At 64.2% G+C, this 10,584-nt stretch carries 13 protein-coding genes and 1 pseudogene; 6 read left to right on the top strand and 8 right to left on the bottom strand.

Going from position 1 to position 10,584, the window contains the following annotated elements; genetic code table 11:
• Nucleotides 1-75: 75 nt before the first annotated feature.
• Genes ACIP0B_RS20725 through ACIP0B_RS20715 form a run of 3 tightly spaced genes read right to left on the bottom strand, consistent with a single transcriptional unit; the run spans nt 76 to nt 1,188 of the window.
• The gene (locus tag ACIP0B_RS20725; RefSeq protein WP_400835569.1) at nt 76-699 is read right to left on the bottom strand and encodes an SOS response-associated peptidase; all 624 of its coding nucleotides are present in this window, start codon (nt 697-699) and stop codon (nt 76-78) included.
• Nucleotides 700-735: 36 nt separating this feature from the next.
• Entirely contained in the window at nt 736-996 is a 261-nt protein-coding gene (locus ACIP0B_RS20720) for a putative signal transducing protein (protein WP_085584769.1), read from the bottom strand.
• Between the two features lie 9 nt (nt 997-1,005).
• The gene (locus ACIP0B_RS20715; protein WP_400835566.1) at nt 1,006-1,188 is read right to left on the bottom strand and encodes a CPXCG motif-containing cysteine-rich protein; all 183 of its coding nucleotides are present in this window, start codon (nt 1,186-1,188) and stop codon (nt 1,006-1,008) included.
• Between the two features lie 139 nt (nt 1,189-1,327).
• Here ACIP0B_RS20715 and ACIP0B_RS20710 point away from each other — a divergent pair, with 139 nt between their 5' ends.
• The gene (locus tag ACIP0B_RS20710; RefSeq protein ID WP_400835564.1) at nt 1,328-2,494 is read left to right on the top strand and encodes a 1-acyl-sn-glycerol-3-phosphate acyltransferase; all 1,167 of its coding nucleotides are present in this window, start codon (nt 1,328-1,330) and stop codon (nt 2,492-2,494) included.
• A 76-nt stretch (nt 2,495-2,570) separates the two neighbouring features.
• On the opposite strand, the gene ACIP0B_RS20705 is transcribed toward ACIP0B_RS20710, so the two are convergent.
• A complete protein-coding gene (locus tag ACIP0B_RS20705; protein ID WP_400835562.1) occupies nt 2,571-2,849 on the bottom strand; it encodes a hypothetical protein in 279 nt (92 codons plus the stop codon).
• 194 nt (nt 2,850-3,043) lie between these two features.
• Here ACIP0B_RS20705 and ACIP0B_RS20700 point away from each other — a divergent pair, with 194 nt between their 5' ends.
• On the top strand, nt 3,044-3,250 hold the full coding sequence (locus tag ACIP0B_RS20700) for a hypothetical protein (RefSeq protein WP_095168985.1): 207 nt from the start codon (nt 3,044-3,046) through the stop codon (nt 3,248-3,250).
• 255 nt (nt 3,251-3,505) lie between these two features.
• Here the strand turns inward: ACIP0B_RS20700 and ACIP0B_RS20695 are convergent, their stop codons facing one another.
• On the bottom strand, nt 3,506-4,090 hold the full coding sequence (locus tag ACIP0B_RS20695; protein ID WP_400835560.1) for a YajG family lipoprotein: 585 nt from the start codon (nt 4,088-4,090) through the stop codon (nt 3,506-3,508).
• Between the two features lie 190 nt (nt 4,091-4,280).
• Here ACIP0B_RS20695 and ACIP0B_RS20690 point away from each other — a divergent pair, with 190 nt between their 5' ends.
• Together ACIP0B_RS20690 and mqo are read left to right on the top strand one after the other, a co-directional pair.
• Nucleotides 4,281-4,514 (top strand): hypothetical protein, encoded by a 234-nt coding sequence (locus ACIP0B_RS20690; RefSeq protein WP_400835558.1) that lies wholly within the window; start codon nt 4,281-4,283, stop codon nt 4,512-4,514.
• A 738-nt stretch (nt 4,515-5,252) separates the two neighbouring features.
• Nucleotides 5,253-6,760, top strand: a pseudogene (mqo, locus tag ACIP0B_RS20685) (malate dehydrogenase (quinone)).
• A 180-nt stretch (nt 6,761-6,940) separates the two neighbouring features.
• On the opposite strand, the gene ACIP0B_RS20680 reads toward mqo, so the two are convergent.
• From ACIP0B_RS20680 to ACIP0B_RS20670, 3 genes are all read right to left on the bottom strand, one after another.
• Nucleotides 6,941-7,228, bottom strand: a complete 288-nt coding sequence (locus ACIP0B_RS20680; protein WP_400835556.1) for a PA4642 family protein — start codon at nt 7,226-7,228, stop codon at nt 6,941-6,943.
• Nucleotides 7,229-7,291: 63 nt separating this feature from the next.
• A complete protein-coding gene (locus ACIP0B_RS20675; RefSeq protein ID WP_400835554.1) occupies nt 7,292-7,771 on the bottom strand; it encodes a hypothetical protein in 480 nt (159 codons plus the stop codon).
• A gap of 150 nt (nt 7,772-7,921) precedes the next feature.
• Entirely contained in the window at nt 7,922-8,479 is a 558-nt protein-coding gene (locus ACIP0B_RS20670; protein ID WP_085629378.1) for a hypoxanthine-guanine phosphoribosyltransferase, read from the bottom strand.
• 175 nt (nt 8,480-8,654) lie between these two features.
• Here ACIP0B_RS20670 and upp point away from each other — a divergent pair, with 175 nt between their 5' ends.
• Complete coding sequence (gene upp, locus ACIP0B_RS20665; RefSeq protein WP_085584749.1) at nt 8,655-9,293, top strand: uracil phosphoribosyltransferase; 639 nt, start codon at nt 8,655-8,657, stop codon at nt 9,291-9,293.
• 2 nt (nt 9,294-9,295) lie between these two features.
• Nucleotides 9,296-10,570: a uracil-xanthine permease family protein gene (locus ACIP0B_RS20660; protein ID WP_400835552.1), complete on the top strand. Its 1,275-nt coding sequence runs from the start codon at nt 9,296-9,298 to the stop codon at nt 10,568-10,570.
• Nucleotides 10,571-10,584: the final 14 nt, after the last annotated feature.

Genomic DNA, 10,584 nt, shown 5'->3' with positions numbered 1-10,584 from the left:
CCGCAGATTCCGCATGCACCCACGATCCCCTGTGGGAGCCAGCCTGCTGGCGATGACGGCGGTTCGGGCTCCGCGTCAGGCCGGGGTCAGGCACTCCGGGCCGTTGAGCTTGGGATCGTTGACCAGGTTGGCCAGCACCCGCTCGCGCAGCGCCACGGGCTCGCCGGCCAGCAGCGCGTGCAGGGCGTGCAGCGGCGTTTGCGGATCCAGCCACGCCGCCTGCCCCGCCTCGTCCAGAATCAGCGGACGACGCTGGCTCATCGCCGGCTGGGTGATGACCGCCGTGCTCAGCCACACCTGTTCCTGCACCGGGTAGGCTTCCCAGATCGCCGCGAAGAACAGCGAAGCGCCCTCCCCCGGCGTCAGCCAGTACGGCCGCTTGCGCGCGGTGCCGCGCCATTCGTAGAAACCGTTGGCCGGCAGCAGGCAACGACGCTGGCGCAGCGCCTCGCGGAACATCGGTTGCTCGGCGACGGTCTCGGCCCGGGCATGGGCCGGCGTTTTGGACAGGTCGGTCAGCCAAGGCGGCGTCAGGCCCCAGCGGGCACGGGCCAGCGTGCGTTGGCCGCAGGCTTCGGCGCGCAGCATCAGCACCGAATCGTTGGGGGAAATGTTCCACTGCGCCTGCTGATCGGCAGGGAAACCGGGCAAGGCCGCAAAATCACGGTTCCAGCGGAACAGGGCATAACGTCCACACATGAGGCAACACGACTCGCAAGAAAATCGAACGCCAGCCTAGCAGACCAGCGTACCGGGGTAGCTGTCCGGTTCATCGCCGGGCAGCGGCAGCGCGGCATTGTACGCCCGGATCAGTTCGCTGGCGTACTCGGCCTGATCATTGTCGACCGACAGCCCGAGCAGGCCGAAGACCGGCAGTTCGCCCGCCCCGCCGAGCAGGTCGCGCCCCACCAGGTGCGCCTCGATGCCTTCGCTTTCGAGCATGCCCTTGAGCATCTCGCCTTCCATCAGGTTTTCCGGCTCGTAGATCCGCTGCATGCGCGCCCCTCAATCGTTTTCGCCGTACACGTCGAGCAACCACTCTTCGCCGTGCACCTGCAGCACGAAACGGATCGGCTTGCAGCACACCTGACAGTCTTCGATGTACTCCTGGTCGCCGCCGGACAGGTCCACGGTGGTCTCGACCTCTTCCCCGCAGTAGGGGCAATCATAATGTGCGGCTTCCAGCATCGCGGTCTCCCGAGTGACTTGTGCGTATAATCGCCGGTCTGTTTGCAGGGCCTTTTTTGTCTGGCTACTTTTTCAGACCGTGCCCCGTTGGTTTTCGATCAACACCTTTACTTACCCTAGCCGTTTCCAACAAGAGAGCATGATGGGCGAATTCGATGCCATCCGACCTTACGACGACAGCGAAGTACCCGCGGTACTGGCGCGGCTGCTCGGCGACAAGGCGTTTCTAGATATCCTCACCCACTTCCGCTTCCCGCGTTTCGCCGGTGCCTTCGGCTGGATGCTCAAACCCCTCATCGCCCATCGGCTGCGCCGTGAGTTCGCCGGCGTGACCTCGGTGGCCACCCTGCAGGACAAGGTCGAGTTCTATGTCGACCACACCATCGAGCGTGCCACCGACGGCGTGACCTACACCGGCGTCGAGCAGTTCAAGTCCGGCAGCGCCTACCTGTTCATCGCCAACCACCGCGACATCGTGATGGATCCGGCCTTCGTCAACTACGCCGTGTACCACGCCGGCCTGCCGACCCCGCGCATCGCGATCGGCGACAACCTGCTGCAGAAGCCCTTCGTCAGCGACCTGATGCGCCTGAACAAGAGCTTCATCGTGCACCGCTCGATCACCGGGCGCCGGGAGAAGATGGCCGCCTACCAGTTGCTGTCGGCGTACATCAACCATTCGATCCGCAACGATTGCGCCTCGATCTGGATCGCCCAGGCCGAGGGCCGGGCCAAGGACGGCGACGACCGCACCGAGTCGGCGATCCTCAAGATGTTCCACATGAGCCGCAAGGACGAACCGTTCGGCGAGGTCATCCAGTCGCTGAACCTGACCCCGGTGTCGATCAGCTACGAGTACGACCCGTGCGACCAGGCCAAGGCCCGCGAGCTGTACATCCGCGCCACCACCGGCACCTACAGCAAGGCGCCGGGCGAGGACGACGTGAGCATCGCCAAGGGCATCACCGGCTACAAGGGCCGGGTGCACGTGAACTTCGCCGCGCCGATCACGGCGTTCTACGAAGACACCAAGCAGTTGGCGGTGGAGATGGACAAGCAGATCCTGGGCGGCTACCGGTTGTTCCCGGTGCATTACCTGGCGTACGCGCAATGGGCGGACGCCGATCCGCAGCTGCAGGTGCCCAAGGCCGCCGATGTGTTCGGCGTCGATGAACTGGCCAAGGCGCGGGAAGAATGGCAGCGCCGGCTGGAGGCGTGCCCCGAGGAGCATCGCCCGTACCTGGTGCTGCAATATGCGACGCCGGTGCGCAACCAGTACCGGGTCAAGGCGGGATTGCCGCTGTAGGCAGACACAGGAACGGCGCCCTCGGGCGCCGTTCTTTCTTATGGGGCTGACTCGCCCCACGGGGCCTGCACGGCCTTCAGACGCGGGTGCTGATCCAGGACACCAGCAGCGCCAGGCCCAGGCAGGCGAAGCCAAAGCGGTAGAAGAACCGGTTCATGCGCAAGGTGGCCCAGTCCAGCACCGGCTCCTGGTCCGGCTGGATGCGGCGCTGGGCGGCGATGTTCGCCAGCGCGCGCCGTTCGCGGCGACGGGTCGCGTGCAGCAGCCAACTGCCCGGAAAGGCGAACGCCAGGGCCAGCAGGTTGATCAGTTTGGCGGGATGGGCGGTGAACAGCGTCATCAGGTGCAGTGACATCTTGAGCCTCGAACGGAAACCGGTGCGGCGAACGCCAGACCGGCGACCGCGGCGCGGATTCTAACGCAAGCCTCCCCTTCGCCCCCACCCTTTGCGACAAACAACGGAGCAATCGACCGATGGTTGCCCTGTGTCACGGCTTCGTCATTTGCATCGGCCACCATGCGCGCCTCGAAACCGACACGGAACGCAGCATGCTTCACGCCGAAAACCAGGATCGCCTCTACCTCATCACCCCGACCGACGAACAGCAGGCCCTCGTCGGCAGCCTGGCGTTCAACGTGCAGGATCGACATTGGCTGGTGTATTGCGCCCTCGGCGGCCATCAGCACGCGGATCTGCCGGAAACCGATCTGCTGACGGGCGTCAGCGTCCTGGACTTCTATTCCCAGGCGGCCTGACGCCGGGCCGCCGTCGAAACCATCGCCAGCAGGCTGGCTCCCACAATGACCGCGTCGCACACGCAACCTGCGACCGGCTCCGAACCTGTGGGAGCCAGCCTGCTGGCGATGGCGGCCTGACAGCCAACACAGATGCCGCCTGATTCGCCCTCATCGCGAGCAGGCTCGCTCCTACAAGGGACAGCGTCCGGCGGCAGACATGAAAAAGCCCGGGGCCATCGCTGGCACCGGGCTTTTCCGCATCGGGAGAACCGCTTATTCGGCGAGAATCTGGCCGATGCTCGGATCCTTGAACAGACGGGTCAAGGCATCGCTCAGCACGTCGCTGACCAGTTTGGTGTTGGTGTCCTGGTTCGGCGCCATGCCGAAGCGCTGGTCCAGCGAAGCGCCGTAGCGGCCGCTGTAGCGGCGGTTGCCGCTCTGCACGTCGGAGCGGAAGGTCGCGCCGATGGTGGCCTCGGTCACGTACATGCCTTCCTTCGGCGACTGGTATTTCAGCTCGGTCAGGGTCACGGTCAGCTGCGGCGCGTTCATCGCGCCGTTGGACGGCGTGAAGCCCAGCAGACGCACGGCCGCCTCGGCCTGGGCCTGCAGCTTCGGCAGGATCTGCTCGCGCTGCACGGTGATCGCGCTGGTCTCCGGGTACAGGCCGCCGCGGGTGCCCAGGGTCGGCGACGGACGACCGTCCACCACGCGCACCACCACAGGCTGGCCGCGGCCGACCGGTGCCAGTTGGCTGGTCAGCTTCGGTTCCGGGCTCAGCTGTTGCGGGCTGTGGGCGCAGCCGGCCAGGGTCAAACCGGTCACAGTGATCAAACCGAACAACAGGCGTTGCAACATGCTCTTCTCTCCAGAATCAGGCACAGACAGGCCGGCAGTATAGCGGTGGGCCACTGCGGCTCACCAGCACGGAATCTCAGACCGGCCCCGCCCTGGGCGGTTCCTGTCACACATTGTTCACCGCCCCTACACGATGACGTCATGGCCTGCCGGCAACCTTTGCGACAGGTACTCCAAAAGGTATTTCGCCATGCGCCACCTGATCTCTCTGTTCGCCCCGCGCCCGCTGCACCGCAGCTTCGCCCTGCTCGACCGCAACGGCCATTGCCAGGCGTTCAAGCAATGCAGCCTGCAACCGATGGGCGAAGGCTGGGTGGAAATCGAGGAAATTCGCCTCAACTGGCTGCACAAGCCGCTGCCGGCCAGCGCCCGCATCGAACCGTCCCGGCCGCGCGCGCGGGCACAGGCGGTTTTCGGCATCTGACCGGATGCCTAATAAAAGTCATCAAACACGAGCAAATCCCCGCATTTCTTCGATACAATCTCCCCCCGATTATAAGGTCGTCTCCTGATCGGGCCCCGCAACAGCGCCAAAGCGTTTGCTTCGGCATCGAAAACCGCCCACAGAGAGCCGCCCACACAGATCGAGTGAAGCCGGCGCGCTTGCTGTTTCCCAGGCAAAAACCCGCTTTTCGCGAATCTGCAGAGCTGTCATGACGCTCGGTCACTGAGTTGTTTGCCCGTGTTGCCCGCCCTGTGTTCACCGGCGGCCATCCATCCGGGCACGGTGCCCGGCCGGGGCAGCCCTTTTTGAGGTTCACGTCTTCAAAAGAGCGTGAAAAAAACGGGTTTTCACAACTTCACAAGAGTGTGGCGAGCAAATGAATAGTTTTGCGTCTGAACATGCACCATTAGCGTCTACAACAGCCCAACGACACAGGACCGTGCGCTTCTCGAACACCGGAGCCTGATGCCTGTCCGCTACGGATTTGGTTGCACGAACGGATGACTCGACCATAAGTCGAATTGCCAGCCGCGCGCCGAAATGAGTTCATGCAGCTCATGAGGCCAGGCCGTCTGCATCCGTCGAAGTTGCGAAAAATTGCGAAGATTCGGACATGGCGATCCTGGCCATGGGTTACCTGGGGCGCCACTGACCTGCCCCGGAACACCTGGCAGCCATGCCGACAATTTGGTGCTGCAGATTTTGGAGACGCGTTAAATGGCGCATAACGAAGCAGTCGACGTAGTTCTGGTAGGGGCCGGCATCATGAGCGCCACCCTTGCGGTGCTGCTCAAGGAGCTCGACCCGGCGATCAAGCTGGAAGTCGTCGAGCTGATGGATTCCGGGGCCGCGGAGAGTTCCAACCCGTGGAACAACGCCGGCACCGGCCACGCCGGCCTGTGCGAGCTGAACTACACGCCGCAGGCCGCCGACGGCACCGTCGACATCAAGAAGGCCGTGCACATCAACACCCAGTTCGAGGTGTCGAAGCAGTTCTGGTCCTACCTGACCCGCAAGGGCACGTTCGGCTCGTGCAAATCGTTCATCAGCCCGGTGCCGCACCTGAGCTATGTCGAAGGCGACAAAGGCGTGTCGTTCCTCAAGGAGCGCTTCAAGGTGCTGAGCAAGCACCACGCGTTCGCCGACATGGAATACACCGAAGACAAGGCCAAGATGGCCGAGTGGATGCCGCTGATGATGCCGGGCCGCCCGGCCGACCAGGTGCTGGCCGCCACCCGCGTGCTCAACGGCACCGACGTCAACTTCGGCGCCCTCACCAACCAGCTGCTCAAGCACCTGACCAGCGCCCCCGACGCCCAGGTCAAGTACTGCAAGCGCGTGACCGGCCTCAAGCGCAACGGCAACGGCTGGACCGTCAGCATCAAGGACGTCAACAGCGGCAACAGCCGTGAAGTCGACGCCAAGTTCGTGTTCCTCGGCGCCGGCGGCGCGGCCCTGCCGCTGCTGCAGGCCTCGGGCATCGAAGAGAGCAAAGGCTTCGGCGGCTTCCCGATCAGCGGCCAGTGCTGCGCTGCGACAACCCGGAAGTGGTCAAGCACCACCAGGCCAAGGTCTACAGCCAGGCCGCCGTGGGTTCGCCGCCGATGTCCGTGCCGCACCTGGACACCCGCGTGGTCGACGGCAAGAAGTCGCTGCTGTTCGGGCCTTACGCCGGTTTCACCACCAAGTTCCTCAAGCACGGCTCGTTCATGGACCTGCCGATGTCGGTGCGCGCCGGCAACATCGGCCCGATGCTGGCCGTGGCGAAGAACAACATGGACCTGACCAAGTACCTGGTCAGCGAAGTGATGCAGTCGATGGAGCAGCGCCTGGAATCCCTGCGCCGCTTCTACCCGCAGGCGAAAGCCGAGGACTGGCGCCTGGAAGTGGCCGGCCAACGGGTGCAGATCATCAAGAAGGACCCGAAGAAGGGCGGCATCCTGCAGTTCGGCACCGAGCTGGTGGCGGCGAAGGACGGCTCCCTGGCCGCCCTGCTCGGCGCCTCGCCAGGTGCGTCGGTGACCGTGTCGATCATGCTCGAGCTGATCGAGAAATGCTTCCCGGCCCAGGCCAAGGGCGAGTGGGCCGCCAAGCTGGCGGAAATCTTCCCGGCCCGTGAAAAGGCGCTGGAAACCGATGCTGCGCTGTACCGCAAGATCAACACGCAGAACAACATCGCCCTGGAGCTGGTCGAGGAAAGCAGCGAGACCCCAAGCTTCGCTTGATCGCGCCCCATGAAAAACGCCCCGCACTCAGTGAGTGCGGGGCGTTTTTTTATGCCTGAACAATCAGCTTTTGTGGCGAGGGAGCTTGCTCCCGCTTGAGCGCGCAGCGCTCACAGGGTTTCGGGGTCGCTACGCAACCCGGCGGGAGCAAGCTCCCTCGCCACAGGAATTGCGGTGACCCTAAACGCGGGCCTTCTCGATCAGCTCGATGTACTCCGGCGCGTTGCGCTGGTCGCCGATCAGCTCGACGAAAGTCTTGCCCTGCTCGTCCTTGCCGTCCAGATCGAGGCCGGCCGCCAGGAAAAACGTCAGGAACCGCTCGAAATCGTCGATGCGCAGACCGCGATAGGCCTTGATCAGCTTGTGCAGCGACGGCGAGGTGGCATCGGCCGGCTCGAAGTCCAGGAACAGCTTGATCTGCTCATCGCCGATCTCGTCACCAATCACTTGCTTCTTATCTTTACGCATTGCCGACTCCAGCTCGCAGACATTTCACGGGGCGGGCAGTTTACCCCCGCGCAGGCACGGCGCTCAACGCGACCGCACAGCCCCGGTGTGCAAATCGGCCCAGACATGGCCGTTGGCGTAGCTGAGGAACTGGACATACACCGTGTCGTTGCGCAGCAGGTCGATCACCACCCGATACTGGGCCAGCGGATAGAACAGCGTCAGGGTCTTGGCCTTCTCGTCATACACCGGTTTTTTCAGGCTTTTGCTTTCGCCGTCGAAATTGACCAGCACCTGAGCGACCGTCGCCCCCTTGTTCAGGGACTTGCCCTTGAGGCGGATCATCAGCGGCGAGGTGACCGGGATCGGCTGCTGGTTGGACTGGCGCTGCGCCCCCACCACCACCGAATAGTCGGTGACCTGCAGCAGTTGCTGCTGCTCGGGTTCGGCGTCGCGCAGGCTCAGGTCGTCCGGCGGCAGGAACTGGCTGTGCATGGGCGCGGCGGCCAAAGGCAGGCTGAGGGTCAGGAACAGGGCGGCGCAGCTGCGGATCAAGAGGCTCATGACAGGCTCCGGGGGACGGGGCCGAGCACTCTAGCATGGGCTTGCGGGGGGAACAGCAGGTGCCTTCACCGACGCCATCGCCAGCAGGCTGGCCCCCAGAGGGATGCGGGAACGGGGTTGCCCGCTCCCACAGGGTAAGGCTGCGGCGGGTTACATGCCTTTGACGGCGAAGATCCCGTTGGCGTTGCGCCAGTAGCCCTTGTAGTCCATGCCGTAACCGAAGATGTAGCGGTCGACGCACGGCAGGCCCACGAAGTCGGCCTTCAGGTCAGGACGCGCCTTGCGGTCGTGATCCTTGTCGATCAGCACGGCGGTGTGCACCTGACGGGCGCCGGCGTGCTTGCAGAAGTCGATGATCGCGCCCAGGGTGTGGCCCTCGTCGAGGATGTCGTCGATGATCAGCACGTCGCGGTCGATGAACGAGACTTCCGGCTTGGCCTTCCAGAACAGGTCGCCGCCGGTGGTTTCGTTGCGGTAGCGGGTCGCGTGCAGGTAGGACGACTCCAGCGGGAACTGCAGGTGGGTCAGCAGTTTGCCGGAGAAGATCAGGCCGCCGTTCATCACACAGAACACCACCGGATTGCGGTCTGCCAGTTGCTCGTTGATTTGCGCACCGACGCGGGCGATGGCCGCCTCGACTTCAGCTTCGGTGTACAGGCAGTCAGCCTCTCGCATGATTTGACGGATATGCTCGAGATCAGCGGACATGGCGCTCTCCAGGGGGACTTTATAGGGGGGCTGGTTTGGAAAAGCGGGCAAAGGTACGCATCCCGAACGGCCGAATCAAGCTTTTGTGGACTAACGTACTGTATGTCCTATAGGACATCACTCTCGGATAGATTAATCTAGGCCGGTTTTTTTGCCCGCCGCCGGAGCCTTTCCCATGCCCATCCTCGAGATCCGCCATCCGCTGATCCGCCACAAGCTCGGCCTCATGCGCCGCGCCGACATCAGCACCAAGAATTTCCGCGAGCTCGCTCAGGAAGTCGGCGCCCTGTTGACCTATGAAGCCACCAAAGACCTGCCCCTGGAGACCTACGACATCCCAGGCTGGTGCGGCACCGTGTCGGTCGAGAAGATCGCCGGCAAGAAGATCACCGTCGTGCCGATCCTGCGCGCCGGCATCGGCATGCTCGAAGGCGTGCTGAGCCTGATCCCGGGCGCCAAGGTCAGCGCCGTGGGCGTGGCCCGCAACGAAGAGACGCTGCAGGCCCACACTTACCTGGAGAAACTCGTCCCGGAGATCGACGAGCGCCTGGCGATGATCATCGACCCGATGCTCGCCACCGGCAGCTCCATGGTCGCCACCATCGACCTGTTGAAGAAGGCCGGCTGCAAGGACATCCGCGCCATGGTGCTGGTGGCCGCGCCGGAAGGCATCGCCGCCGTGGAGCAGGCTCACCCGGACGTGACCATCTACACCGCGTCCATCGACCAGAAACTGAACGAGCACGGTTACATCATCCCAGGGCTTGGCGATGCCGGTGACAAGATCTTCGGCACCAAGCAGAAGGACGCGTGACCATGCAGGACGAGTTCAACGATCCGCTCTGGCGCCAGGTGCTGTCCGGCGCGCAGATGCTGTTCGTGGCCTTCGGCGCCTTGGTGCTGATGCCGCTGATCACCGGGCTTGACCCGAACGTGGCGCTGTTCACCGCAGGCCTGGGCACCATCCTGTTCCAGATCGTCACCGGGCGTCAGGTGCCGGTGTTCCTGGCCTCGAGCTTCGCCTTCATCACCCCGATCATTCTCGCCAAGGGCCAGTTCGGCCTGGCCGCGACCATGGGCGGCGTGATGGCGGCCGGTTTCGTCTACACCTTCCTGGGCCTGGCCGTGAAGATCAAGGGCACCGGGTTCATCGACCGCCTGCTGCCGCCGGTGGTGATCGGCCCCGTGATCATCTCCATCGGCCTGGCCATGGCGCCGATCGCCGCGAACATGGCGATGGGCAAGGCCGGCGACGGTTCCGAACTGATCCACTACCAGACCGCGATGATGATCTCGATGCCGGCGCTGCTGACCACGCTGATCGTGGCGGTGTTCGGCAAAGGCATTTTCCGCCTGGTGCCGATCATCTCCGGCGTGCTGGTGGGCTTTGCGCTGTCGTTCTGGTTCGGCGTGGTCGACACCGCAAAGATCGCCGCCGCACCGTGGTTCGCCCTGCCGAACTTCACCGCGCCGGAGTTCAACTGGCAGGCGATCCTGTTCATCGTCCCGGTGGCCCTGGCGCCGGCCATCGAGCACATCGGCGGCGTGATCGCGGTGGGCAGCGTGACCGGCCGCGACTACCTGAAGAAGCCGGGCCTGCACCGCACCCTGTTCGGCGACGGCATCGCCACCACGGCGGCCGGCCTGTTCGGCGGCCCGCCCAACACCACCTACGCCGAAGTCACCGGCGCTGTGATGCTGACCAAGAACTACAACCCGAAGATCATGACCTGGGCGGCGATCTTCGCCATCAGCCTGGCGTTCATCGGCAAGTTCGGCGCGCTGCTGCAGAGCATTCCGGTGCCGGTGATGGGCGGGATCCTGTGCCTGCTGTTCGGCTCGATCGCGGCGGTGGGGATGAACACCCTGATCCGCCACAAGATCGACCTGGGCGAGGCGCGCAACCTGGTGATCGTGTCCGTGACCCTGGTGTTCGGCATCGGCGGGGTGCTGATCGGCACCGGCAACGGCCCGGACGACTTCGGCCTCAAAGGCATCGCGCTGTGCGCGGTGGTGGCGATTGCGCTGAACCTGATCCTGCCGGGCAACGACAGCTGGAAGCACAAGAAGGCGGATGAGCCGCTGATCTGACAGCGGCTTCATCT

The sequence above is a fragment of the Pseudomonas sp. NPDC089534 genome, assembly GCF_044749305.1.
Taxonomy (GTDB): domain Bacteria; phylum Pseudomonadota; class Gammaproteobacteria; order Pseudomonadales; family Pseudomonadaceae; genus Aquipseudomonas; species Aquipseudomonas ekonensis.
Note: the sequence above shows the minus strand (reverse complement) of the source record. Positions and strands in the feature narration are given on the sequence as shown.